The sequence below is a fragment of the Acinetobacter pittii ATCC 19004 = CIP 70.29 genome (genome assembly GCF_000369045.1).
GTDB classification, from domain to species: Bacteria; Pseudomonadota; Gammaproteobacteria; order Pseudomonadales; family Moraxellaceae; genus Acinetobacter; species Acinetobacter pittii.
Genome location: NZ_KB849790.1, coordinates 767,684 through 793,659 on the forward strand (window position 1 = coordinate 767,684; position 25,976 = coordinate 793,659).

Consider the following 25,976-nt stretch of genomic DNA (forward strand, 5'->3'; position numbering starts at 1 on the left):
AGGAAATGAGAAAAATAAACGGAGAATTTTATGAAGTCTTTTAAAAATAAAGTCGCAGCTGTGACAGGTGCGGGTTCTGGTATTGGACAAGCACTTGCCATAGCACTCGCAAAACAAGGTTGCCATCTGGCACTTTCCGATATCAGTGAAGCTGGATTAGCGAAAACAGTCGAGCTGTTGGCACCCTATTCTGTCAAAGTCACCACTCAAAAAGTTGATGTGGCTAAGCGTGATGAAGTTGCAACTTGGGCAAAGGCAGTAGTAGATGAACATGGCCAAGTTAACCTGATTTTTAATAACGCTGGTGTCGCAATTGGTAGTACGGCTGAAGGTGTGAGCTACGAAGACCTTGAATGGCTGATTGGTATTAATTTTTGGGGCGTAGTTTATGGAACCAAAGAGTTTTTACCTTACTTAAAGCAAAGTGGTGACGGGCATATTATTAATATTTCCAGTATGTTCGGCTTAACAGCTCAACCAACTCAAAGTGCTTATAACGCTAGTAAATTTGCCGTTCGTGGCTTTACTGAATCATTGCGCCAAGAACTTGATATGCAAAATGCTGGAGTGAGTGCGACCTGTGTGCATCCGGGTGGTATTCGTACCAATATTGCCAAAGCTGCCCGCATGAATAATAGCGTCCAGTCTTTAGGAATGGATCCTTTAAAAAGTCAGGATGCTTTCGATAAATTACTTCGCACCCCTGCTGATGATGCCGCTCAACAAATTTTAGAAGCTGTTCGTAAAGATCGTCGCCGTTTACTTATTGGAGCCGATGCGAAAGCCGTTGATGTGATTCAACGTATTCTGCCACAAGGCTACCAAAAGATTTTTGCAACTGCCACTGCCTTGCAAACTCGCCTACTCAACAAATCAGCAAAATAAAAATAGTGGTCAGCATACTCTTCATTTTAAGAGATGCTGACTGACATTAAATGCTTAGTATGAGTCCTTATTATGAAGCAGCTTCTTGCATGGACTATTCGTACCACACTACGTCCAGCTTTATCCCCTAAAACACCACTAAAGCTACAACGTTTTTGTAGCGATGCAGCCAGTGCAATTGTGCTTGGGCCACGTGGCTATAAAACAAAAAAGCAAACCATCGCTCAAGTACCGACAGTCCATATTCAGCCCAAAACGACTCAATCAGGCGTCGGCATCTTGTATTTACATGGCGGAGGCTATGTGGTGGGTAGCTCAAAAAGTCACACCAAATTTGCGGCGCAAATCGGACATGCAGCTCAAGCACAAGTCTGGTTACCTGAATATCGCCTAGCCCCTGAGCACCCAAGCCCTGCTGCTATTGAAGATGTCGTTGCAGTCTATAAAGCTTTACTTGCCCAAGGACAAAACCCGAAAAAACTCGTGATTGCTGGCGATTCTGCGGGCGGTGGACTGAGTTTAAGTACTGCAATTGTAATACGAAATGTAGGGTTACCGTTACCAGCGGCATTAGTTTTACTTTCACCTTGGGTTGACTTAAGCCTCTCTGGAAGCACGATGAAAACTCATGCTGCTCAAGATGCGATGCTATCAGAGGACTGGTTAGCTTGGTGTGCAAAAAACTATTGCGGACAAAAATCGCTAACCGATCCAATCTGTTCCCCACTCTATGCTGACTTAACTGGTCTACCTCCTATTCTAATTCATGTCGGTACCGAAGAAGTCTTATTGGACGATGCAAAACGTCTCGCTGAACAAACCGAAAAGTATGGTATTCCGACGAACTTGAAGGTTTATGACCGAGTCGGGCATGTTTTTCAGTTTCACGCGGGTATACTAAACGAATCTAATGACTCGATTGAGCGCATTGGGCAATTCATTGATAAACATACACAGTCAATATAAAAATATCGCCAGAGAGGAGTCCTCGGCATGACAACAAACAATTATGACTATGATTACCTCATTATTGGTTCAGGCTTTGGTGGTAGTGTTTCTGCCTGCCGTCTAACCGAAAAAGGCTACTCTGTTGCTGTAATGGAAATGGGACGACGCTGGGAAGCTAAAGATTTTGCTAAAAATAACTGGAATACCCGTCGCTGGATTTGGCGTCCGGGCATGAAACTTTTTGGTTATTTCAACATGCGTTTTTTTCGCCATGTCACCATTATTTGCGGTAATGCTGTAGGTGGCGGTTCAATCACCTATGCCAATACCTTACTGGTTCCACCTGAACATATTTGGGATGAAGGCACGTGGGCAGATGCAGCGGACTGGAAAAATGAAATGCCACAGCACTATGCTGAAGCAGAACGCATGCTTGGGGTGACTGATAATAAAATTTTCGGTCCTGCCGATCATATGCTAAAAAAAATGGGGGAAGCAGTCGGTGTTGGTCATACATTTAAACCCACTCGTGTTGCCACTTTCTTTCCACCCGAAGGTGAACAAGGCGGCAAGACCTACCCTGACCCATATTTTAACGGCGAAGGTCCAGACCGCGGAACCTGTACCGCATGTGGCGGTTGTATGACAGGTTGTAAACACAACGCAAAAAATACCTTAGATAAAAACTATTTGTACTTTGCCGAAAAAAATGGTGCCAAGGTTTACGAAGAAACCAAAGTTGTTGATGTTAAACCACTTAATGGTAAAGCCGATGGCAGCGATGGCTATGAAGTTACGACTGAATGTTCAAGCTCATGGTTTAACAAGCAGCGCCGTACATGGTGTGTTCGAAATGTGATTTTCTCTGCATCTTCTTTGGGTACGCAAGAGATGTTATTCCGTTTAAAACAGTCTGGTTCTCTGCCAAATGTTTCTGATGATTTGGGCAATCGGGTTCGTACTAATGCTGAGTCAATTTTAGGTGTTCGTTTTTTTGGTAAAGATGTCGACATGAGTAAAGGTGTGGCCATTGGTTCAAGTATTTACATTGACCATGACACCCACATTGAAGCAACACGTTACCAAACTGGTTCAGATGCCATGGGTCTTATGTGTACTTATATGGCGAAAGGTAAACCGGGTTGGACACGTATCTTCTTTTGGTTATGGGCACTCATTTGCCATCCATTTATTTTTCTTCGCATGAGTAATCCGGTCAGTTTTGCACGTCAGACTTTAATTTTCTTGGTGATGCAAACAGCAGATGCCTCCATCAACATGCGCTTGAAACGTAATTGGTTCTGGCCTTTTGGCAAGGTGTTATCGAGCGAAGGTAAAAAACTACCTGTGTATATTCCACAGGCCAATGCTTTTACCGAAAAAGTTGCCAAAATGTTTAATGGTCACCCAATGACGACCATTACCGAAATTTTGTTTAACGTACCTTTTACAGCCCACTGTATGGGTGGTTGTGCAATTGCTTCAAGTCCAGAGCGTGGCGTGGTAGATGGACAAAACCGTGTCTTTAACTATAAAAACTTATACGTTGTGGATGGTTCAATGTTAGGTGCCAATTTGGGCGTTAACCCAAGTCTTACCATTACAGCACTTGCAGAACGCGCAATGTCTTATATTCCGGCTAAACATACTTTGGATGAGCAGCAAGATCATAGAGTAGATGCAGAAACCATAGAGACCACCAAAGCTTCTGCTTAAACTAGCGAGTCGTTTTATAAAAAAAGCCTATTTAAAAATAGGCTTTTTTATTTCGCTTTTTAAATTACATCGCTACGGCTTTAGCGCGAGCTGCATGCAATTTTTTATAGCTCTCGATCAGACGTAAATGGCGATCAAGCCCTTCTAGTTTCATGCTTGTTGGTGTTAAACCATAGAAACGAACGCTACCATCGACAGAACCTAATACCGCGTCCATTCGTGTGTCACCAAACATACGGCGGAAATTCGTAAGGTAGTCTTCAAGCTCTAGTTCTTCATCTAACATCACTTCAAGCACCACGTTCATGCACTGATAGAACAAGCCACGCTCAACGGTGTTGGTGTTGTATTGCAAGTAAGTTTCTACAAGCTCTTTTGCTTCTTCAAACTGTTGTAAAGCCACATAAATTAGCAATTTCAGTTCTAAAATGGTGAGCTGTCCCCAAACTGTATTGTCATCAAATTCAATGCCAATCAGCGTGGTGATTTCAGTGTAATCGTCTAGCTCGCATTCTTCTAAACGCTCAACTAATGCCTCAAGCTGTTCATCATCCAAACGATGTAGATTTAGAATATCTTCACGGAATGAAAGTGCTTTATTGGTATTATCCCAAATCAAATCTTCAACAAGATAAATTTCTGAATAATCTGGTACTAAAATACGGCAAGCAGTCGCACCTAAATGCTCATAGACTGCCATATATACTTCTTTGCCCATCTCTTCGAGAATGCCGAACAATGTTGCAGCTTCTTCTGCGTTCGACTCTTCGCCTTCGCCAGAAAAATCCCATTCAACAAAGTCATAGTCAGATTTAGAGCTAAAGAAGCGCCAAGATACCAAACCGCTTGAATCAATAAAGTGCTCAACAAAGTTATTCGGTTCGGTCACTGCATTACTTTGGAAAGTCGGTTGAGGTAAATCATTTAAGCCTTCGAAACTACGGCCTTGAAGTAATTCAGTCAGACTACGTTCCAACGCAACTTCAAAACTTGGATGCGCACCGAAAGATGCAAACACCCCACCCGTACGCGGGTTCATCAAAGTCACACACATTACTGGGAACTGACCACCTAGCGATGCATCTTTAACTAATACTGGGAAACCTTGCTCTTCTAGACCTTTAATACCAGCAATAATACTTGGGTATTTTGCTAATACGTCTTCAGGAACATCTGGAAGTGCGATTTCACCTTCTAAAATTTCACGTTTTACAGCACGTTCAAAAATTTCAGACAAACATTGAACTTGGGCTTCTGCCAGAGTGTTGCCTGCACTCATACCATTACTTAAGTACAAGTTTTCAATTAAATTTGATGGGAAATAGACAACTTCACCGTCAGACTGGCGCACAAAAGGTAGAGAGCAAATGCCACGCTCTACGTTGCCTGAGTTGGTGTCATATAAATGTGTGCCAAGTAACTCATCATCTGGGTTGTAAATCTCAAGACAGTATTCATCTAAGATTTCTTTAGGTAATTCACCATTTGGGCCCGGTTTAAACCATTTTTCATCTGGATAATGCACAAATTCAGCATTCGCAATATCTTCACCCCAGAACTGGTCGTTATAGAAGAAGTTACAGTTTAAACGCTCAATAAACTCGCCCAGTGCAGATGCCAAAGCACTTTCTTTAGTTGCACCTTTACCATTGGTAAAGCACATTGGAGACTGGGCATCACGAATGTGTAATGACCATACATTTGGCACGATATTACGCCAAGATGCGATTTCAATCTTCATGCCCAAATTTGCCAAAATAGCTGACATATTGGCAATGGTTTCTTCTAATGGCAGGTCTTTACCTTGAATATAGGTATGACTTTCTGAAGTTAAGCTTGGCAATAACAGTGCTTGCGCATCTGCGTCGATGCTTTCAACTTCTTCGATAATAAATTCGGGACCCGTTTGAATCACTTTTTTAACAGTACAACGGTCAATCGAACGTAAAATCCCTTGGCGATCTTTCTCTGAAATATCGGCTGGTAATTCAATTTGAATTTTAAAGGTTTGCTTGTAACGGTTTTCAGGATCAACAATATTATTTTGCGATAAACGAATATTATCGGTTGGGATATCTCGAGCTGCACAATACACTTTTACAAAGTATGCTGCGCACAATGCTGACGATGCTAAAAAATAGTCAAATGGGCCCGGTGCCGAACCGTCACCCTTGTAGCGAATTGGTTGATCGGCAATTACCGTAAAGTCATCGAACTTAGCTTCCTGTCGAAGATTGTCGAGATAATTAACCTTGATTTCCATGCTGGCACCTAAATATTTTTATGTGTCAGCACAGACACATAAAATTCTAAATATTGAAAAATAAGCCGAATCACAGCGAAGAAATTGACTTAAAAAAATGAGAGATTAAAGCCATGTGTTTAATGAGAGACTCAAGTGGCTTTAATAAGATTGGCGGTATTATAGAGGGATTTTGTGAAGTTGATAACTAAAGTTAAAACATTGCTGCTCACAATGTTTTAACTTGTCTTTAATTTAATAAATATTGAACGTTAAAACTTAAAGGTGTAATCGACATTTAACCGCGTTTCATTTGTCGAATGAAATGTCATATTACTTGGCATATCGTTGCGATAGTGAGAAAAACGAGCTCGCACTCCCAAACCTTTTAACTTACCTTCAGGAATTTTATAGCCTAAATCAAATTCCATCGACTCTTCTTTAAAACGCTGATCGCCATACTGCAGTAAATCAATGTCTTCGCCTTTTGCATAGCGAGTCATAAAACGCAGTCCGTTTAATGAAACATCACCTACCCGCGCATTTTTAAAGTCATATTCATAACGAATCGAATAGACTTTTTCATCTTTATTTGAATAGTCCGAACTCATAAAATCAAGTACGACTGGACTTTCAGTTCCCGACAAAAATGGCAGACCAGTCGAGCCAAACGACTGCATGTAGCCCAAAGAAACCGTATGATTTTGATAGTTCAAACCAAATAAGCCACTAATATGTCGGTTGTCGACCTCTCCTATTTTTTTACTTCCAGTTTCTTCGCTATTAAAAAAACGCACGTCGCTTAAAAAATTAAGTTGATCATTTAAAGGTTGTTTGCCGTTAAAACCTAAAAATTGTTGCTGGTAAATGTCTTTGAGTTCAGCATGATAAGCACGTAAACGGTAATCCTTTAACTGATAGCTTCCACCTAATGTATAAAAAGAATCGGTAGTTGCCGCTTTGTCAAAACGATGATTGATATTGTGTGTTCCAACGTCGGTATAACGAATTGAGTCGCGCTGACGTACTTCGTCGACATAAAACCCCTCTAATTGAAGATTTGGAATTTCATTTGAAACAAAACGGATACCACGGTAAGTCTGAGGGAACAAACGCGCTGGCGATGAAAAAATGGTCGGTAATTGTGGAACTAAATCGCCCACAAAAAGCTCATTTTTTCTAAATTTAGCCTTTCCTGTAATACCTATTTTTCCATAATAATCATCACGCGAGTTATCGGTATTCACTGGTAATAAGCCACTCCGTGCATAGTCATCAGCACGGCTTCCCATCAGGTTAAAACCTGCCATTGCCAGTACATCTACACCAAACCCAACTGTCCCTTCGGTATAACCAGACTGTCCTTTAAAAATGAGACCCTGTGCCCAATCTCTGGCTGCTGTATAGGGATATGGGTCTTTTTTATAGTCTCGGTCAAAGTAAAAATTACGTAGTGTCAGCTCAGCTTTACTATCTGCAATAAACTCGGCATGCACAACTTGACTAAATAATGGGCACAAGCATACCCCCACCCATAATGGTGTCTTTTTCATTTTTTATCTCAACTATTTAATTTTTAATGGATTAAGGTGCTGTTTTAAGAGAGTAGTTTTGCTCTTTTTGACTGCGGTAAAAAGCACTACCCAAACTTAAAATCAGGAAAATAGCCAAAATAAACACCACACCGTAATAAGCATATAGCGTTGCGGGTGCTATACCTTTATCCAGAAAAATGCCTGCGACCGTTGGCGATAAAATTGCCCCAATTCGTCCAAAACCAATTGCATACCCCACGCCACGACTACGAATTTCGGCATCGTAAATTGTTGGAGAAATCGAATATAAACCTGCTACACAGCCATTAATAAGTGTGCCAAGTAATAAACCCACCATGAGTGCAATGCTCACTTGAGATGAAACGGCAACAAATAGAAAAACACATGCAGACGTTAGACCTAAAAACAGGCTTAAGGCATAGAAGATTTTCATACGTGATGCCAATAAACCGATAATGGCTGCCCCGAAAATCCCGCCAATACTAATTAAAATGCCGGTACTTACGCCTTGCTCTGGTGACATCCCCATTGAAATAAGAATTTTTGGTGTCCAGCTCATCACGAAGTAAAAGCCAAACATCACTAAAAAGAATGCAAACCACAAACAAAGTGTTTGAAATCCAAGTTGTCCAGCAAATAGTTTGCCCAGTTCACTACCATTTTGTGTACTGATTTTTTCATAACGCGGCATAACTGGCAGCTGGTTAAGCCCCATACGTCTTACCGTTGTATTAATGCGTTCGAGTGCCTGTTTTGGTCGTTTCGCGAGTAAGTAATCTAAAGACTCTGGTAGTAACCACGCACTGATCAGTAGCATTGCAATGGTTGTAACACCACCTGCTAAAAAGATTGAACGCCAACCTAAATGCTCAATCAATGCCAGTGATAATACTCCACCAAGCGTCGCGCCAATTCCGTAACCGGTAGACATTAAGCTCACAGCAAGACTGCGCCAACGTGCATTGGCATATTCACTTGCCAGTACATTACTGCTGGCAAGAATGCCGCCCACCCCAATTCCAGTAATAAACCGAAGTGCTGCTAACATGCCGTGACTTTGTACAAAAGCACAGCCCAGCATGCTCAGACCTGCAATGACAAGACAAACTAAGATGAGTAAACGGCGACCGATTTTATCGGCTAAAGGCGCGAGAAAAATGGAACCGGCAGCCATTCCAAAAAGGCCTGAACTCAGCAATAAACCAATTTGTGCTCCTGAAAGTGACCATTCTGCTGACACGGATGGAGCGGTAAATGCCATTACCATCACGTCAAAGCCATCAATAATATTGAGACAAATACAGATCAAAATGACGAACCATTGGTAGCGGCTCATGTTGCTTTGATTGATCTCACTTAGAACATCTCTTTCCATTTGTGTATCTCCCTTGGATAAGACATACACACGACATTGCTAATATGAGCGATTGGGTGGTTATGCACATCCGTATCCATAATGACCTAGAGGAATATTTGTTTTTTGAGCATCCTGCTCTTTTTCTATACTGAATATTTGGATCCAAAAAATCAACTAAAATTATAAATGGATTATAAAAAAGTATATAAACACATAAATTATATAAGTATAAAATTATTAAAAACATAAAATTAGAATGCTTGAATATTTTTATGGATCCATATTAAAAAATCCATTATGATCGATTCCAGAGCATTTTTTAGCCAAAAAAGCTCAGTTTATTTCTAGGAAATGCAAGATGCATTTTAAAAACATCAAAGGATTGTTGTTATGAAACTCAAAAGAGTAAGTCAGCTTACATTGGGACTTTTTTTTGCCAGCCAATTGTTTTACACAGCGCAAGCAGCACCTCCAAAAAATCAACAACCACCTAATATCATGATTATTTTGGCCGATGATCTTGGATTTTCAGATATTGGTGCTTATGGTGGCGAAATTAAAACTCCTCATATTGATAGCCTGTTAAAGCAAGGAAAAATGCTTTTTAATTTTCATGCTTCATCAATGTGTTCACCTACTCGTGCACAGCTTATGACAGGTGCCGATAACCACTTGGTAGGTTTAGGTGCGATGTATGAAACTTCAAAACGACAAGAACAATTGGTTGGAGCAGATAGCCCACGCGCACTCCTCAAAATTGATGGGTATTCAGGTCACTTAACGCAAAATGCGTATACACTCGCAGAGATTTTAAAGACAAAAGATTATTACACCTTCATGGTCGGTAAATGGCACTTAGGCTATGCTCCCGACCAAAACCCTAAAGCCCGTGGTTTTGATCAATCTTTTGCTCTACTCGATGGCTTCGATTTACACTTTAAAGACCAACCTAAAAACTATCCGCGCAATACTCAATACACAGAAAATGGTCAAAAGACCACTTTGCCTGACAACTACTACTCGACCGACTTTTTTACACAAAAAGCTTTTGAGTACTTAGACAAAAATAAAGCGCAAAAACCATTTTTTGCCTACCTAGCCTATACCGCTCCACACTGGCCACTACAAGCGCCCGCTCATTATAGAGACTTATATAAAGGTAAATACGATCAAGGCTATGATGCGATTCGCAAACAACGCTTTCTTAGACAAAAGCAATTAGGATTAATTCCAGCAAACGCAGAATACCCAGTCGAGCGTGGCAACCAAGCTTTAGGCACCAAAAACTGGAATGAACTCCCCCCCCAAGAGCGCAAATACGAAGCACGTAAAATGGAAGTTTATGCGGGCATGGTTACCCAGTTAGACGACCGCGTGGGTGATGTCATTCAATATCTTAAAAAGCATCATTTATATGACAACACTTTAATTGTGTTTATGTCAGATAACGGCGCTGAAGGTGGTGATCACAATTTCCCAATGGGTGATGCCGACAATCGCTATGAAAATATAGGCAACGCCAGTTCATATGTTTATATGGGTCCACGCTGGGCCGAAGTGAGCAGCACACCATTTACCCACTGGAAGTCAGCTGCTTCAGAAGGTGGAGTACGAGTTCCATTTATTGTTAAATCACCAACTCAGATTTCTAAACAACGTGGAATTAACAATAACTTTGCGACAGTCAGAGATATATTCCCAACTGTGATGGAACTAGCGGGTATTCAAAATAATCAGGTTTATCCAACTTCAAGCACCAAAATTAAACCGTCGGGCTTTAGCCTAATTCCTGCGTTTAAAGATAATACTGCCCGTATTCGTCCTGTTAATTATTATGACTTTAAAGAATTGCATGGCAGCCGCTACGCAAAAACTGACGAATGGAAACTTATTGAAAACTCACCTTCTAAATTTAAAAGCCACGGTTGGGAACTCTACAATTTAAAAACAGATTTTAATGAGCAACGTAATGTTTATGCAGAACATCCTGAGATTGTCAAAGTCTTAAATGACAAATATTTAAGATATGCTGATGAAAATGGTGTTGTGGATTTTGAGCAATACAACAAAAAGTAGAGAAAACCAGATGAAACAGATCATAATGCTTTCATCGTTTCTCTTACTTTGTGCATGCCAAAAAAATACACCTCAACTAGAACAGACCACCTTGCCCAACTTAGGCAGCAAAGCTAAATGTACTTCTTATTCAGGCCTTCCTTCGGGATGGCCTAAAAATAAAGAAGCAGGCATGGTCAAGCTTCCGCGAGGAAAAATTGTTTTAGGCACTACACAAGGTTATGAAGATGAACGCCCATTAAATTTACAGACAACTTCCGTTCCCGCTTTTTTAATTGATGCAACTGAAGTCACCAATGCTCAATTTCAAGAGTTTGTTAAACAAACGGGTTATGTCACCGATGCAGAGAAGCAAGGTGGTGCGGCTATGTTTGTACAACCTGAGCATCCAATTGAAGAGCTACAATGGTGGAAATTTGAAAAAGGCGCCAATTGGAAACACCCATGGGGCCCAAACAACCCTAAACAACCAGCACCTCATGAGCCTGTTCGCATGGTGACATGGAATGATGCTTACGCTTATGCGAACTGGTTGGGCCATGACTTACCGTCTGAGCTTGAGTGGGAATATGCAGCCAAAGGTTTTCAGCAAAATTCCGATATTGGCCCTACCCACGAAGGCCATATTGTAGCCAATTTCTGGCAAGGCGAATTTCCTTATAAAAATGTTAGGGAAGATGGTTTTAAGGATGTTGCCCCTGTGGGTTGTTTTAGTAAAAACCCATTTGGTTTATATGACTTGATTGGCAATGTATGGGAATGGACCCAAACACCCTACACAGGATCACGAGATCATCATATGGGGGATCCATCGAAATATCGGCAAAGTCACGAACAGATTTTGCAATACACAATTAAAGGTGGATCTTATTTATGCGCTACCAACTATTGCGCGCGTTATCGTGCTGCCGCGAGGCATCCACAGGAGCTCGACCTTGCAACTAGCCATGTCGGATTTAGAACAGTAAAACGCTTTTAAACGGATTTAAAAATGAAGCATATTTTTATTTATGGGATTTTCTTCTCAGGGACAGCCCTTGCCTGCTGTTTAGCTCACAGTGCAGTAGATGTTAACTTTCAAAATACACTCACACTAAAAACATTCAACTTCGACAGACAATATGAAAATGGTACTAGCCCCGATACTCATAGCTTGAGTCAAGGCGTGATCTATCGTGGTGACTGGTCAACCAAACTTAATGAGGTTCAGCTCCACCTCAATCCAAGCATCCAATATGCATATCGCCTAAGTAACGACCAACATACCAATGATATGGTCATACCTTTTGACCCTAACACAAAAAAACAAGCGCAAGACTATGTTAAATATGGCTTAGGTGCTGGAGTTGAATATCAAAACTTTCGCATGAATATCGGTGAAATCACTCCCGATTCACCACTTACGCCACAAGTGGATACACATCAATTACGCGTAAACTATAAAGGTTTGGAATTAAAATATAAGACGCCGAAACAAAACTTCGAGCTAGGTTTGATTAATCGTTATTCGCCAAAAAATGAGGAGGACTACCACAAACTTGCCATCTCAAAACATGATTCTGATGGGCTTTACTTTTTTCAATGGGATGGGAAAACGCCTAGATATCATTGGAAATTTTACAATGGTTACTTAACCGACCTCATCAATCAAAGTTACTTTGCTTTTGATTATCAATGGACAAAGCAGCACACCACAAAATTACGTGTGTTTCGCCACGACGATGTCGGCAAATCAAAGCTTGGTGAATATGACAATACATCTGTAGGCGCTATGCATTTTATCAAACATGGCAACTTTACAACCGGAATTGGCTACCAAGAAAACTTTGGCAAAGATGGTATTCCAAAACTCGACAATATGCCCATTCCTCACATGGTGAACTGGACCTTAGGCGCATTTACCAAAGCAGATGAAAAGTCTTATCATTTCGTTGCCTCGTATGACTTTAAAGACTATATCAAGGGTTTAAAAATCACCTATAAATATATTTATGGCGATTCATTTCAGACCATGAATCAAAATGATTTTGAGCAAGAAAGTGATGTGTTGATTCAGTACGATCTAAATGCTTGGGTTAAAAATCTTAAGTTTCTTTTCTTAAATATAAATTACGACACCAAACACGGCAAAAGTCTGGATGAACAGCGCATGATGCTTCACTACACGGTTAATTTCTAAATCTCTACACTCCCATAATGGCTTAACTGAAGTCATTATGGATCCAAATAAAAACTAATAAAAATTTCACTCTAAAATTCCAAAGAATAGCAAAAGTCCTTAACAATATTCAAAAATATACAAATTAACCAACTTTAAAGAACAATATTTTTGAATAAATATACTGCTTATCAATTGACCAATATTTTTATTTGTTATAAATTGGATCCAATAAGTGATAAGGAGTCGTCACAATGTTTATTAAAAATGCTTGGTATGTTGCCTGCCGTCCAGAAGAAATCCAAGACAAACCACTAGGTCGCACTATTTGTGGTGAAAAAATTGTTTTTTATCGTGGTAAAGAAAACCAAGTTGCAGCCGTTGAAGATTTTTGTCCCCATCGCGGTGCCCCACTTTCACTTGGCTATGTCGAAGATGGCAACCTTGTATGTGGTTATCATGGACTAGTTATGGGTTGTGACGGAAAGACGGTTTCAATGCCAGCCCAACGTGTAAATGGTTTCCCTTGCAATAAATCATATGCGGTTGTCGAAAAGTTCGGTTTTATTTGGGTATGGCCAGGCGAGAAAGCTTTAGCAGATGAAGCGAAACTGCCAACTTTAGAATGGGCAGATCATCCTGAATGGAGCTATGGCGGAGGCCTGTTTCACATTCAGTGTGACTATCGCTTGATGGTCGATAACCTGATGGATTTAACCCACGAGACCTATGTTCATTCAAGCAGCATCGGACAAAAAGAGATTGATGAATCATTACCAGTCACTAAAGTTGATGGTGATCATGTCATTACCGAACGCTACATGGAAAATGTGATCGCACCTCCATTTTGGCAAATGGCCCTTCGTGGTAACCACTTAGCAGATGATGTACCTGTTGACCGTTGGCAACGTTGCCACTTCTTTGCTCCAAGTAATGTTCATATTGAAGTGGGTGTAGCGCATGCTGGACATGGCGGTTATCACGCACCGAAAGACAAAAAAGTGTCCTCAATCGTGGTCGATTTTATTACACCGGAAACCGAGACCTCTCACTGGTATTTCTGGGGAATGGCACGTAACTTCCAACCAGATAATGCTGAACTCACCGATCAAATTCGTGAAGGCCAAGGCAAAATCTTTACTGAAGATTTAGAAATGCTTGAGCAACAGCAGCAAAATATTTTAAACAATCCTCATCGCAAGTTACTCATGCTCAACATCGACGCAGGCGGTGTACAGTCTCGTAAGGTGATTGAGCGACTGCTTGCCGAAGAAAATAAAACACCTCCTGAAACGTCCGCACAAAAGTTTCCAAACATTCGGATTATTTAAAGGAGCATGAACATGGACGTTATTATTCAAAAAATTTACCAGCTTACCCCGACTATTCGTGCATTTGAATTGGTTGCAGCAAATGGTACGGAGCTGCCGAATTTTGAGGCAGGTGCACATATTGATGTGCATCTGAAAAATGGCCTCACCCGTCAGTATTCACTTTCAAACTGCTGCACTGAAAAACATCGTTACGTAATTGGAGTTTTACATGATGCCAATTCACGCGGTGGCTCACGTTGCATCCACACAGAATATCGTGAAGGCGATCATTTAAAAATTGGTGAACCGCGTAATTTATTTGAGATTCACCCACAAACTAAACAGGCAGTTTTATTTGCGGGGGGTATTGGTATTACCCCGATTTTGTCGATGGCATATCGGCTTAAGTCGGCCAATATTCCTTTTGAATTGCACTACTTCGTTCGTAGTCATGAAATGATTGCCTTCTATGGCAACTTAACCGAGCACTTTGGTAACCAAGTCCATTTTCATATTCAAGATCAGCCAGACACTGAATGTAATATGGCAGAGGTTTTGGACCAAGCTTCATCTGATAAACACTTATATGTGTGTGGGCCTACAGGGTTTATGCAGTTTGTCATGAGCTCGGCTGAACAAGCTGGGTGGCATAGCGAACAGTTACATCAAGAGCATTTTGTCGCCCAAAAAGTAGATACGTCTAATGATGAAGCTTTTACCATTGAAGTAAAAGGTACAGGCCGCAGAATTGAAGTATTACCAGAGCAGACTGCTACTGAAGCATTAATTGCAAATGGTTTTGATATTCCTGTTTCGTGTGAACAAGGTATTTGTGGTACCTGTATTACCCGTGTGGTAGAAGGCACTCCAGATCATCGAGATCTATTTATGACCGATGAGGAACATGCACTAAATAACCAATTTACGCCTTGCTGTTCTCGTGCAAAAACTAAAAATCTTGTGATTGAACTTTAATACTCAAGTTCCTTTATTCGAAAATAAAGGAACTTATTTCGGCTTAAGCACTTAGAACATTTCTGAGCGTTTCACCTAAAATCACCACACTACTGTGTTCACGCATTAAGGTTTCAGCACGCCCTGCTTGACGATGTACCAACGCATCAAAAATCGAACAATGCTGTAAATGCGCATAGTGCAAACGGCGATATTCTGACAAAGCTTGATTCTGGTCATAGGTAATAGCTTGGGCAGACGCCATCGGCAATTGATTGTTTTTCGCTAAGGCTTGGATGAGTGCGACGTTTTGCGCGCCTTCAATAATCGTGTCATGAAAAATGACGTTGAAATGGTGATAACGTTCTAATTCAGCGTCGCCAAACTCGTCTTTATCATTAAATAGTTTTTCAGTTTCTTGAATGCAATGTTGCAGCGTCTTTTTCTGCTCTTCGCTTAAGCCTTGTTCTGCCAAAGTTTTCGCAGCCAACCCTTCCAGCACACCGCGTACTTCGAGCGCATCATGAACAAGTTGCTCTGAAATTTCACGAACCGTGTAACCACGAGTTGGGTTTTTAATGAGGAGGCCTTCTTGCTCGAGCAACCGAAAGGCAATACGAACAGGCTGCCTTGAAACACCAAGTAACTCGGCAGTCGGAATTTCGGCAATTCTAGCACCGCCTTCAAGTTCCCCTGAAATAATCATTTTTCTTAGTTTAAGTAAAACTTGTTGTCCTGAAGACATTCGCTGCCACACATCACCAAAAACGTCACTTCGATGCTAGCAAGTTCATTTGCAAAATGAAATAAATTTTCTGTGTGAATCAGTGCTTAAGCATTTCTGTAGATTTTAAAAAATTAATTTACAAACCACATTCAATTAAAGATTTTTAAGATTATTGACCATAATATCGAGATTATTACGGATTAAATAAGCCAAGTTAATATCAATACCTTCAAGCATTTTTTCTTCAACTTTTAAAACCACTTCATTGCATTTATTTAGCTTTTCAACACCGCTTTCGGTCAGGGTAATTAAAATACGGCGGCCATGTGTTGGGTCAGGTTTTTTCTCAATCCAGCCATTCACCAGTAAATCTTGCAAAATTTTGTTGGCAGATTGCGGCTTAATGAAAGAGCGCTCAGCAAGCTTGGCATTGGATAAATTATTTTTTGAAGCTAAAACAGAAAGTGCAGTAAATTGCGGTAAGGTAATTTCAAGCTCTTTTAAATGTTCTGTTAAATATTTACTAATAATTCGGTCAACACGAGCAATCATATAACTTAACTTAGGCTCATCTTCTACTTTTTTTGGAACTAAATTCGAACGTACCATAACCTTTCAATCATCATAAGAAAAACTGTAGTGAAAGTATGAGGATCTACCCCATACTTTCGTTAAAACTTAGCGAGCACCTGAGCTTTGTACTAAATGTACAGGCTGTTTAGGTTTTTTGACAAGAAGTAATGCAGAGATCGCTGCAATTAAAATCACTGGAATGCTTGAACCAATCACGATGGTCGAGCTTTGCCCAAGCGAGAGTAAAAAACCAGCCATTAAAGGCCCTGCAAAAGAACCAATACGGCCAATTGCAACTGCTGCACCTACTCCAGTTCCACGCATTTCGGTTGGATAATACATGGCTGCCAGGCCATACAACGCCGATTGTCCACCCACAATGAATAAGCCACAACCCACTGCCGAAAGTGCAAGTAAAGCCACGGTCGGAGAAATTGCTAAACAACAAAGCGAAAATAAAATGCCGAGATAAATCAGTTTAATCACAAAACTCATGCGTAATTTATCAAGCAATACACCCATGAGAATTGAACCTAAAATTCCACCAACGTTGTAGCCCATCTGTACATAGTTTGCCTGAAGTTTCGATAAGCCTTGCGCGCCCATCAGTAACGGCAACCAGTTCAACAAGAAATACAGTACAACGAGCGTACAGAAAAAACTTATCCAAAGCTGAATGGTTGACATACGACGTTCTTTCGCAAATAAAACTTCCAAAAATGGCGTGGTTTTTTGCGCTTGAACTTTTCGTTGCAAGTAGTCATTTGACTCTGGTAAAAAGCGCATAATCAGTGGAATGAGTAAAATAGGTGCAATCCCACCAATATAGAAAATATGACGCCACTCTGCATCGCCGGCCAATGACATAGCAACTACAGAAGTGAGTAATCCGCCAAAAGGAATGCCGCTATACATAATGCTCACTGCGGTGCCTTTGTGCTGGTCAGGTACAGCTTCAGAGGCAAGTGTAATCATCATTGGTAATGCCCCACCCATTCCTAAACCTGTACAAAAACGAATGAGTAATAGCAAACTGAAGTTAGCTGCATAAGCTGTTAGTAAAGACATAATTCCAAAAAGTAAGATACTAAAAATCAGAATTTTCTTACGCCCGACGATATCGGCAAACCGACCGCCTAATATCGCACCTGGTAACGTCCCTAAAATTGCAGCACTAAATGCCCACGCCATCTGGGCATTGTCTAACATAAACTCAGCCCGCATTCGTGGAGCGGCTACCCCCATTGATTGAAGATCAAACCCTTCAAAAATTGCTATGGCAAAGCACAGTAGCAACGTGATTTTTGCCCTTGAAGGCTGTCCTGATATTTTTTCCATTGTGTTGTCCTTTATTGACTAGTCGTTCCATTTAGCCCTTTGTGTATTGTTGTTTAAACACACCAAAAATATCAGTTAAACTTACTAAAAAATCAACATATTTTTATATTAAATTAATTAAAAAAATAATTAATATTTAAAATACAATGAATTAAAAAATATTTATGAAATTTTATAAAAAAGACTTGAATGTAAGTTTAACTGATATTAGATTAAATCCCAGAACAGCAAAAAATCATTCAAGGAGTATGGAGATGAGTTATGAAAACCGCTGGGAAACAGTAGATGTTAAAGTTGAAGATGGAATTGCATGGGTCACCCTAAACCGTCCGGAAAAGAAAAATGCCATGAGCCCTACACTCAATCGCGAAATGATTGATGTGCTCGAAACTCTTGAGCTTGATCAAGATGCGCGTGTTTTAGTTTTGACGGGTGCTGGTGACTCTTGGACAGCGGGTATGGATTTGAAGGAATATTTCCGTGAAGTCGACACTCAGCCTGAAATTTTCCAAGAACGTATTCGCCGTGACTCTTGTCGCTGGCAGTGGCAACTTCTTCGTATGTATTCAAAACCAACCATTGCTATGGTCAACGGCTGGTGCTTTGGAGGCGGTTTCTCACCTTTAGTGGCTTGTGACCTCGCAATTGCAGCAGATGAAGCAACTTTCGGTTTATCTGAAATTAACTGGGGAATCCCACCGGGCAACCTTGTAAGTAAAGCAATGGCAGATACCGTAGGTCATCGTGCATCTTTGTACTACATCATGACGGGTAAAACCTTTAGTGGTAAAGAAGCTGAAACCATGGGTCTTGTGAATAAAAGCGTACCGCTTGCCCAATTAAAAGCAGAAGTGACTGAGCTTGCAAATTGCTTACTTGAGAAAAACCCAGTAGTTCTTCGTACAGCTAAAAATGGATTTAAGCGTTGTCGTGAACTCACTTGGGACCAAAACGAAGACTACTTATATGCCAAGCTTGATCAATGTATCCACCGCGATACAGAAAATGGTCGCCAAGAAGGTTTGAAACAATTCTTAGATGAAAAATCAATTAAACCGGGTTTACAGAGCTATAAACGTACTGGTTAACTTTTGATTCTTTAATGGCAATGTAAGGACACAACCCATGCAAAATGTACAGTTACTTATTCACGGTCAATCCGTTGATGCATCAAATCAGGCAACTTTTGAGCGTATCAGTCCAATTGATGGATCGGTAGCAACTAAAGCTGCTGCTGCAACGTTGGAAGATGTTGATCGTGCAATCGATTCGGCACAACAAGCTTTTAAAGTATGGTCGAAACTCTCGCCTACCGAACGTCGCTTACGTTTATTAAAAGCAGCCGATTTAATGGACCAAAAAACCGAGCAATTCATTGAAACTGGAATGCAAGAAACAGGTTCAACTGCGACATGGTATGGGTTTAACGTTCACCTTGCTGCCAACATGTTACGTGAAGCAGCAGCAATGACTACACAAATTGACGGAAGCCTGATTCCGTCAGATGTGCCGGGCAATCTTGCGATGGGTGTCCGAGTTCCTTGTGGTGTGATTGTAGGGATTGCACCTTGGAATGCGCCTGTGATTTTGGCAACACGTGCACTTGCCATGCCTTTGGCTTGTGGTAACACGGTAGTGTTAAAAGCCTCAGAAGCCTGCCCAGCAACACATCGTCTCATTGGTGAAGTGTTACATGAGGCAGGTATAGGTGAAGGTGTGGTCAATGTGATTACGCATGCCGCCGAAGATGCACCACAAATCGTGGAGCGTTTAGTGTCTCATCCAGCTGTGAAACGCATTAATTTTACCGGTTCAACCAAAGTTGGAAAAATTATTGCCGAGACTGCTGCTAAATATTTAAAACCAGTTTTACTCGAACTCGGTGGTAAAGCCCCTGTTGTGGTTTTAAATGAAGCTGACATTAATGAAGCTGTAAATGCAGTCGCTTTTGGAGCGTTCTTTAATCAGGGTCAAATCTGTATGTCGACCGAACGTGTTTTGGTTCAAGACAAAATTGCCGACCAATTTATTGAAAAACTGATTGAAAAAACCCGCTCTATTCAGGCAGGTAATCCAACCTCAAAAGATAATGTACTCGGTGTTTTAGAAAGTCGCCGTGCTGCAAACCGTATTCAGCATTTGCTGGAAGATGCCCAAAACAAAGGTGCTGACTTACCTTTAGGTATTCATATTGAAGACACCACCATGCAACCGACGCTAGTGCTCAATATTAAACCTGACATGCTGCTTTACCGTGAAGAATCATTTGGACCTGTATGCACAGTTCAACGCTTTTCAAGCATTGAAGAAGGCGTAGCATTGGCAAATGACAGCGAGTTCGGTCTTTCTTCGGCAGTGTTTAGCCAAAATATTTCGCAAGCACTGGAAGTCGCTCAACAGATTGATTCAGGTATTTGTCATATTAACGGCGCAACCGTACATGACGAAGCTCAAATGCCATTTGGCGGAACAAAATCGAGTGGTTACGGACGTTTTGGTAGTAAAGTCTCTGTTGCCGAATTTACCGAACTACGCTGGATTACCATTCAAACCCAATCACGTCATTACCCGATTTAGTCAGGCTAATGCGAATACCGACATATTAAATAAAAATTGCATGATGCAAAAAATTAAAGCGCAGTGATGCGCTTTCCATGGAGTGAAAGAAATGCAAATGAATGCCACTCAATCACAAGACCGCGAACGGTTCGTAAAATTAGGGCAACATGATATTCATTATCACCATAAAGATGACACGCTCTATATCAGCCCAAAAGAGCAATTAAAACCGTATCCACAAAAACTGACAGATCGGTTAATTCATTTTGCACAAACTAAACCAGACCATATTTTTGCAGCAAAACGCAATGCTCAAGGTGAATGGGTCAAACTGAGTTATGCAGAAGTTTTACAACGTGCATGGCACATTGCTCAGGCATTACATGAACGTAAGTTAAGCCAAGAAAGACCACTCGTTATTTTAAGTGGTAATGATCTTGAGCATTTAACACTGTCTATGGGTGCCATGCTGGCAGGCGTGCCTTTTTCGGCTATTTCACCTGCCTACTCTCTGATTTCTCAAGACTTTGGCAAACTCAAACATGTGTTTGAAGTGCTCACACCTGGTATGGTCTATGCCAGCGATGGACAAGCCTTTGCCAAAGCCATTCAGGCATGTATTACACCTGACATTGAAGTGGTGACCAATAAAGGTATTGTAGGCGATCAGATCTGCACGTCTTTTCAATCGCTGTTAGATACACCAGTTTCAAATGTTCAAGAGTTTTATCAAACCCTTGATGAAAACCAGTTTGCCAAATTCTTATTTACATCAGGTTCAACCAAATTACCTAAAGCTGTACCGACCACGCATTTAATGTTGTGTGTTAATCAGCAAATGTTATTGCAGACTTTCCCTGAGTTTGCAGAAACGCCGCCTGTCCTACTCGACTGGCTGTCTTGGCACCACACCTTTGGTGGCAGTCACAATGTCGGTATTGCGCTCTATAACGGCGGTACCATTTACATTGATGATGGCAAACCCGTTGCAGGAAAATTTGACGAAACTATTCGTAATCTCAAAGAAATTTCTCCGACAGTTTATTTAAATGTGCCAAAAGGTTGGGAAGAACTCACCGAAGCTTTAGAAAAAGATGAGGAATTAAGAGACCGCTTTTTTGCCAAAGTAAAAATTCTATTCTTTGCAGGTGCAGCGCTTTCAGAAGCGGGCTGGAACAGACTCGATAAAATTGCTCAGCAACATTGCGGAGAAAAAATTCGCATCATGAGCGGCTTGGGCATGACTGAAACTGCTCCCTCTTGTGCTTTTACAACTGGCCCACGCGTGATGGCTGGCTTTATTGGTTACCCTGCTCCGGGATGCGAAATTAAGCTGGTTCCATGTGGCGACAAACTTGAGTTTTGTGTCCGTGGCAAACACGTCATGAAAGGCTATTGGCGCTTAAAAGCGGACCAGCAAAGCACTATTTTTGATGATGAAGGTTTTTTCCATACTGGCGATGCTGTTCGTTTAGTCGATGTCAATGATCCAACCAAAGGACTGATGTATGACGGACGAATTGCTGAAGACTTTAAACTCAATACGGGTACTTTTGTGAATGTGGGCACACTACGCAACAAAGTACTGATTCAAGGTAATTTACTGATTCAGGATGTTTGTATTACAGGTTCAAACCTGAATGCTGTTGGCTTTCTGATTTTTCCAAAATTAGAAGCATGTGCTCAATATGCAGGTCTTAAGCTGGGCGAACATTCTGCAACAGAGATATTACAACACCCTAAAGTCCAGCAATGGTTCCGCGAATTTTTAACCACCTTTAATAAAGATGCGACTGGCAGCTCAAATACAGTCTCAATGCTTTATTTAATGACAGAGCCACCTCAACTCGATGCAGGCGAAGTGACAGATAAAGGCAATCTCAATCAAAGCAGTATTACGAAACGTCGTGCCACTTTAATTGATGAGCTTTATCAAAAGCAGACTGATAACCCGCTGATTATTCGGGTACCCACCTTAAAACAATAAGCAATTGAAATAGAAAAGGAAGCTCAAACTTGGGTTTGGGCCTTAGCCTCACTTTTGCCAAAAAAAGGTTCAACATGCCACACGATACAGAATTTGAACTATTTCGGGACAGCTATCGCAGGTTCTTAAAAGAACAGGTTGCTCCGTATTATGAACAGTGGGAACACGATGGCCTCATCCCACGTGACCTATGGCTTCGTCTTGGGGAAAATGGCTTTTTGTGTGTCGATGTGCCGGAGGAATATGGCGGTTACGGCGCTCCTGTTCATTACTCACTCATGCTGGTTCAAGAAACTGCTCAAGCTGGCTTTGCATCTTTGGCGGTTGCCATTGGTGGGCAAAATGAGTTGGTCTCTCCTTACCTACAAAATATTGGAACTGAAGAGCAAAAACGTTATTGGTTACCCAAAATGGTGACAGGTGAAGTCGTCACTGCAATTGCCATGACAGAGGCCAATGCTGGTTCAGACCTACAAGCCATACGCACTCAAGCCATTTTAGAAAATGACCACTACCGCGTGAATGGTTCAAAAACGTTTATTTCAAATGGTTTGCATGCCGACCTGATTGTTCTGGTTGCGAAAACTGATCCGCAAGCTAAAGCAAAAGGCATTTCCATTTTATTAGTCGATGCTGCGTTAGATGGCGTTAAAAAAGGCCGTTCATTACAAAAAATCGGGCTGCATGCCCAAGATACAGCCGAACTGTTTTTTGATGATGTTTATGTGCCTACAACTCAGCGTTTAGGTGAAGAAGGACAAGGCTTTGCTTATTTAATGCAAGAATTACCTCGCGAACGTTTAAGTATTTCCATGATGGCTTTGGGATCAATTTTAGGCGCCATCGAAATCACCAAAGACTATGTTCTGGAACGTAAAGCTTTCGGACAACCGTTAAGCCAAATGCAAAACACGCGCTTTGTGCTGGCAAACGCACAAATCAAAGCAAAAGCCGCACAAGCCTTTGTAGATCAATGTGCAGCGCTATATCAACAACATCAGTTAAGCGTGACTCAAGTTGCCGCACTGAAATGCTTTATTACCGACGCTCAATGTGAAGTGATTGATCAATTACTTCAGCTTTTCGGCGGCTATGGCTATATGCAGGAATACCCAATTTCACGCTTTTTTATGGATGCACGGGTACAAAAAATTTATGGGGGAACCAATGAAATTATGAAAGAAATCGTAGCCCGAGAACTGCTCGGAAAATAATTCGATTTAAAACCAAACAAGGCAGACACAACAACTAAGCCTTATCGAAAACAAAAAATGTTATTTCAGGAAGAAATGCTATGTCGAAATTATGGATGTACTCTACCCTTATGCTCTCAGGTTCAGTGTGGGCTGGCAGTTTTATTGACAACAGTTCAGTAGAACTCACCACACGAAATTTCTATTTTGACCGCGACTATCAAGAGCAATCTGCTTACCCTGCTGCCAAGGACTGGACACAAGGGTTTATTCTTAAAGCCAATTCAGGTTATACCGAAGGGACTGTCGGTTTTGGGCTGGATGTACTTGCGACGGCGGGTTTTAAACTCGATGCCGACGCAGAGCATGGCGGTACAGGAAACTTACCTAGAGACACGCGTACCAATGAACCTGCTGACTCTTATGGCGAAATTGGGGTCACAGCAAAAGCCAAAATGAGTCAGACTGAACTACGCATTGGTACGCTAATGCCGATGAACCCAGTTTTAGTGGCTTCACCTGCTCGTTTACTTCCTCAAACCTATCGAGGAATTTCACTCACCAGTAAAGATATTAAAGACTTCGACTTACAAGCGGCCTACCTCGATAAAGTGAATCATCGTGATTCGACCAACTATGAAAAAATTAAAATTTCAGGCGTAAATGGACGATTTAAAAGTGCTGAAACTGATGGACTCTATTATTTAGGTGGAAACTATCAGTTTAATCCTGCACTCAAACTCACTGCTTTTTACATGGATGTTGATGATCTTTATAACCAAACCATGGTCGGTGCTTTACATCAACACAAAATTAATGACACCACTAACTTTAGCTCACAATTACGTTACTACCGCAGCCGAGATGACGGGCAAGCAAAAGCAGGCTTAGTCGATAATGACCTCTATCATGCGCATTTCGAACTCAAACATCAAAACCATAAATTTATTTTTGGAACCTTCCAACATCATGGCGACACCGCTTTTCCATATTTGACGGGAGGTGAAACGGGTCTACTCATTGATACATGGCCGGGCGAGTTTTTAAATCCAAAAGAAAAGGCCTATAGCTTCCGTTATGAATATGATTTTAAAGATTATGTACCGGGTTTACGTTTTATGACTCGTTACACCACAGGTCACAATATTTATGCACCCAACTTAGGCGGAACTAATCTAAAAGAACGCGAAACGGACTTTGATTTAGGTTACACCGTTCAAAGTGGCTGGTTAAAAAATCTAGGGTTACGCGCACGCTACGCCATTTATGACAACAACATGCTCTCTACAGCCAATATCAAACCTGTAAACGAAACCCGTCTCAACATCGACTACACATGGAAATTTAAATAATTCAAAACGAGAGGTTCTGTCGCACATAGAACCTCTTTTTATTTCGGGAAATTCATCATGAAGAAAGTTGTAACACTACTCTGTGGAATGAGTCTGATTGCCCTGTCTCATGCCGAAACTCAATATAGCCCACCACCCATTCAGCTTGAGCCTTTAGCAAAATTCAGTGTTGATTTAAATGCGCCTGTTTGGGAATTAGGCACAACCAGTGACGCAGGTAAACGCCGAATTATTCCCATTACAGGTGGGACATTTGAAGGCAAATCACTTAAAGGCCGCATTCTAAATAATGGTGCAGATTGGCAAATTGTCGACAGTAAAGGATTGGCAATTATTGATACACGATATTTGTTAGAAACCGATGACGGTGCACTCATTTATCTTCAAACCAAAGGTTACCGCCATGGCTCGGCAGAAACGCTAAAACAGCTTGCCCAAGGCAAAGATGTCGACCCGAAAAATTACTATTTCAAAATAACCATGCAGTTTGAAACCAGCTCACCTAAATACTCATGGCTTAACCAGACCGTTGCGGTAGGTAGTGCAATGCGGTTGGGTAAAGCAGTTATTTATAATGCCTATACCCTGAAATAATAATTTTTATAACACTTACAAAAAGGATGGACCCTTCATTATGGATCAAAAAACTTTAGAACACTTACCGCCCATCCATCACCATTTGGGTGGACATAATATCCATTGGAATGACCAAAACACTGAACTTACCATCCATTACACAGCCCTAGAAAGCTTTACCAATCCACGCGGCACCGTTGAAGGCGGCATGATCTGCGCCATGCTTGACGATGTGATGGGACTTTTTGCCTTTCTCGCCAATGACCATAAACCCGCTACCACCATCAACTTAACAATGGATTTTTTAAGGCCCTGTGCTGTGGGTGAAGTCATTACAAAATGCCGATTCATTAAACAAGGCAGAACCGTACTGAATCTCGAAAGTGAAGCTTGGCAAAACAACAAAATGATTGCACGAAGCACAGCTAATTTTCTGGTTTTAGATTAATTACACCATTCATTCAAT

At 41.1% G+C, this 25,976-nt stretch carries 21 protein-coding genes; 15 read left to right on the forward strand and 6 right to left on the reverse strand.

Annotation, left to right across the window (positions count from 1 at the left end; genetic code table 11):
• The first annotated feature begins 30 nt into the window (after positions 1–30).
• From F928_RS16155 to choB, 3 genes are all read left to right on the forward strand, one after another.
• Positions 31–885 carry an SDR family NAD(P)-dependent oxidoreductase gene (locus tag F928_RS16155; RefSeq protein WP_004702834.1) on the forward strand — a complete coding sequence of 285 codons (855 nt, stop codon included), beginning with the start codon at positions 31–33 and terminating at the stop codon, positions 883–885.
• A 72-nt stretch (positions 886–957) separates the two neighbouring features.
• Complete coding sequence (gene bah / locus F928_RS16160; RefSeq protein ID WP_005077028.1) at positions 958–1,851, forward strand: alpha/beta hydrolase; 894 nt, start codon at positions 958–960, stop codon at positions 1,849–1,851.
• 27 nt (positions 1,852–1,878) lie between these two features.
• A complete protein-coding gene (gene choB / locus F928_RS16165; RefSeq protein ID WP_005077030.1) occupies positions 1,879–3,549 on the forward strand; it encodes a GMC family oxidoreductase in 1,671 nt (556 codons plus the stop codon).
• 64 nt (positions 3,550–3,613) lie between these two features.
• On the opposite strand, the gene F928_RS16170 is transcribed toward choB, so the two are convergent.
• From F928_RS16170 to vanK, 3 genes are all read right to left on the reverse strand, one after another.
• Positions 3,614–5,812, reverse strand: a complete 2,199-nt coding sequence (locus F928_RS16170; protein ID WP_005077032.1) for an OsmC domain/YcaO domain-containing protein — start codon at positions 5,810–5,812, stop codon at positions 3,614–3,616.
• Positions 5,813–6,063: 251 nt separating this feature from the next.
• Complete coding sequence (gene vanP / locus F928_RS16175) at positions 6,064–7,344, reverse strand: OprD family outer membrane porin (RefSeq protein ID WP_005077033.1); 1,281 nt, start codon at positions 7,342–7,344, stop codon at positions 6,064–6,066.
• 31 nt (positions 7,345–7,375) lie between these two features.
• Complete coding sequence (vanK, locus tag F928_RS16180; RefSeq protein ID WP_005077034.1) at positions 7,376–8,722, reverse strand: MFS transporter; 1,347 nt, start codon at positions 8,720–8,722, stop codon at positions 7,376–7,378.
• 372 nt (positions 8,723–9,094) lie between these two features.
• On the opposite strand from vanK, the gene atsA reads away from it, so the two are divergent.
• The 5 genes from atsA (at position 9,095) to F928_RS16205 (ending at position 15,226) form a co-directional block, all read left to right on the forward strand.
• Positions 9,095–10,780 carry an arylsulfatase gene (atsA, locus tag F928_RS16185; protein WP_005077035.1) on the forward strand — a complete coding sequence of 562 codons (1,686 nt, stop codon included), beginning with the start codon at positions 9,095–9,097 and terminating at the stop codon, positions 10,778–10,780.
• Between the two features lie 25 nt (positions 10,781–10,805).
• Positions 10,806–11,759 (forward strand): formylglycine-generating enzyme family protein, encoded by a 954-nt coding sequence (locus tag F928_RS16190; protein WP_080632739.1) that lies wholly within the window; start codon positions 10,806–10,808, stop codon positions 11,757–11,759.
• 12 nt (positions 11,760–11,771) lie between these two features.
• Positions 11,772–12,959 carry an OprD family outer membrane porin gene (locus F928_RS16195; protein WP_005077037.1) on the forward strand — a complete coding sequence of 396 codons (1,188 nt, stop codon included), beginning with the start codon at positions 11,772–11,774 and terminating at the stop codon, positions 12,957–12,959.
• Positions 12,960–13,192: 233 nt separating this feature from the next.
• Positions 13,193–14,269, forward strand: coding sequence for an aromatic ring-hydroxylating dioxygenase subunit alpha (locus F928_RS16200; protein ID WP_005077038.1), 1,077 nt, complete (start codon positions 13,193–13,195; stop codon positions 14,267–14,269).
• 12 nt (positions 14,270–14,281) lie between these two features.
• The gene (locus F928_RS16205) at positions 14,282–15,226 is read left to right on the forward strand and encodes a PDR/VanB family oxidoreductase (protein WP_005077039.1); all 945 of its coding nucleotides are present in this window, start codon (positions 14,282–14,284) and stop codon (positions 15,224–15,226) included.
• A 43-nt stretch (positions 15,227–15,269) separates the two neighbouring features.
• On the opposite strand, the gene vanR is transcribed toward F928_RS16205, so the two are convergent.
• The 3 genes from vanR to mhpT form a co-directional block, all read right to left on the reverse strand.
• Entirely contained in the window at positions 15,270–15,962 is a 693-nt protein-coding gene (vanR, locus tag F928_RS16210) for a GntR family transcriptional regulator (protein ID WP_077162611.1), read from the reverse strand.
• A 123-nt stretch (positions 15,963–16,085) separates the two neighbouring features.
• On the reverse strand, positions 16,086–16,541 hold the full coding sequence (locus tag F928_RS16215; protein WP_005077045.1) for a MarR family winged helix-turn-helix transcriptional regulator: 456 nt from the start codon (positions 16,539–16,541) through the stop codon (positions 16,086–16,088).
• Between the two features lie 69 nt (positions 16,542–16,610).
• Complete coding sequence (gene mhpT / locus F928_RS16220) at positions 16,611–17,843, reverse strand: 3-(3-hydroxy-phenyl)propionate transporter MhpT (protein WP_005077049.1); 1,233 nt, start codon at positions 17,841–17,843, stop codon at positions 16,611–16,613.
• Positions 17,844–18,091: 248 nt separating this feature from the next.
• Here mhpT and hcaA point away from each other — a divergent pair, with 248 nt between their 5' ends.
• The 7 genes from hcaA (at position 18,092) to F928_RS16255 (ending at position 25,958) form a co-directional block, all read left to right on the forward strand.
• Positions 18,092–18,931: a p-hydroxycinnamoyl CoA hydratase/lyase gene (gene hcaA / locus F928_RS16225; RefSeq protein WP_171057726.1), complete on the forward strand. Its 840-nt coding sequence runs from the start codon at positions 18,092–18,094 to the stop codon at positions 18,929–18,931.
• Positions 18,932–18,968: 37 nt separating this feature from the next.
• Complete coding sequence (hcaB, locus tag F928_RS16230) at positions 18,969–20,420, forward strand: aldehyde dehydrogenase (RefSeq protein ID WP_005077050.1); 1,452 nt, start codon at positions 18,969–18,971, stop codon at positions 20,418–20,420.
• 82 nt (positions 20,421–20,502) lie between these two features.
• Positions 20,503–22,389: a feruloyl-CoA synthase gene (gene hcaC / locus F928_RS16235; protein ID WP_171057725.1), complete on the forward strand. Its 1,887-nt coding sequence runs from the start codon at positions 20,503–20,505 to the stop codon at positions 22,387–22,389.
• 74 nt (positions 22,390–22,463) lie between these two features.
• Positions 22,464–23,603 (forward strand): acyl-CoA dehydrogenase family protein, encoded by a 1,140-nt coding sequence (gene hcaD, locus F928_RS16240; RefSeq protein ID WP_005077054.1) that lies wholly within the window; start codon positions 22,464–22,466, stop codon positions 23,601–23,603.
• A gap of 80 nt (positions 23,604–23,683) precedes the next feature.
• On the forward strand, positions 23,684–24,934 hold the full coding sequence (locus tag F928_RS16245; RefSeq protein ID WP_000041309.1) for an OprD family porin: 1,251 nt from the start codon (positions 23,684–23,686) through the stop codon (positions 24,932–24,934).
• 57 nt (positions 24,935–24,991) lie between these two features.
• The gene (locus tag F928_RS16250; RefSeq protein WP_005077059.1) at positions 24,992–25,528 is read left to right on the forward strand and encodes a DUF3237 domain-containing protein; all 537 of its coding nucleotides are present in this window, start codon (positions 24,992–24,994) and stop codon (positions 25,526–25,528) included.
• 40 nt (positions 25,529–25,568) lie between these two features.
• On the forward strand, positions 25,569–25,958 hold the full coding sequence (locus tag F928_RS16255; protein ID WP_005077061.1) for a PaaI family thioesterase: 390 nt from the start codon (positions 25,569–25,571) through the stop codon (positions 25,956–25,958).
• Positions 25,959–25,976: the final 18 nt, after the last annotated feature.

Coding starts and splice junctions, on each gene's coding strand:
- F928_RS16155 (WP_004702834.1), top strand. CDS start 31: ATGAAGTCTTTTAAAAATAAAGTCGCAGCTGTGACAGGTGCGGGTTCT.
- bah (WP_005077028.1), top strand. CDS start 958: ATGAAGCAGCTTCTTGCATGGACTATTCGTACCACACTACGTCCAGCT.
- choB (WP_005077030.1), top strand. CDS start 1,879: ATGACAACAAACAATTATGACTATGATTACCTCATTATTGGTTCAGGC.
- F928_RS16170 (WP_005077032.1), bottom strand. CDS start 5,812: ATGGAAATCAAGGTTAATTATCTCGACAATCTTCGACAGGAAGCTAAG.
- vanP (WP_005077033.1), bottom strand. CDS start 7,344: ATGAAAAAGACACCATTATGGGTGGGGGTATGCTTGTGCCCATTATTT.
- vanK (WP_005077034.1), bottom strand. CDS start 8,722: ATGGAAAGAGATGTTCTAAGTGAGATCAATCAAAGCAACATGAGCCGC.
- atsA (WP_005077035.1), top strand. CDS start 9,095: ATGAAACTCAAAAGAGTAAGTCAGCTTACATTGGGACTTTTTTTTGCC.
- F928_RS16190 (WP_080632739.1), top strand. CDS start 10,806: ATGCTTTCATCGTTTCTCTTACTTTGTGCATGCCAAAAAAATACACCT.
- F928_RS16195 (WP_005077037.1), top strand. CDS start 11,772: ATGAAGCATATTTTTATTTATGGGATTTTCTTCTCAGGGACAGCCCTT.
- F928_RS16200 (WP_005077038.1), top strand. CDS start 13,193: ATGTTTATTAAAAATGCTTGGTATGTTGCCTGCCGTCCAGAAGAAATC.
- F928_RS16205 (WP_005077039.1), top strand. CDS start 14,282: ATGGACGTTATTATTCAAAAAATTTACCAGCTTACCCCGACTATTCGT.
- F928_RS16215 (WP_005077045.1), bottom strand. CDS start 16,541: ATGGTACGTTCGAATTTAGTTCCAAAAAAAGTAGAAGATGAGCCTAAG.
- mhpT (WP_005077049.1), bottom strand. CDS start 17,843: ATGGAAAAAATATCAGGACAGCCTTCAAGGGCAAAAATCACGTTGCTA.
- hcaA (WP_171057726.1), top strand. CDS start 18,092: ATGGAGATGAGTTATGAAAACCGCTGGGAAACAGTAGATGTTAAAGTT.
- hcaB (WP_005077050.1), top strand. CDS start 18,969: ATGCAAAATGTACAGTTACTTATTCACGGTCAATCCGTTGATGCATCA.
- hcaD (WP_005077054.1), top strand. CDS start 22,464: ATGCCACACGATACAGAATTTGAACTATTTCGGGACAGCTATCGCAGG.
- F928_RS16245 (WP_000041309.1), top strand. CDS start 23,684: ATGTCGAAATTATGGATGTACTCTACCCTTATGCTCTCAGGTTCAGTG.
- F928_RS16250 (WP_005077059.1), top strand. CDS start 24,992: ATGAAGAAAGTTGTAACACTACTCTGTGGAATGAGTCTGATTGCCCTG.
- F928_RS16255 (WP_005077061.1), top strand. CDS start 25,569: ATGGATCAAAAAACTTTAGAACACTTACCGCCCATCCATCACCATTTG.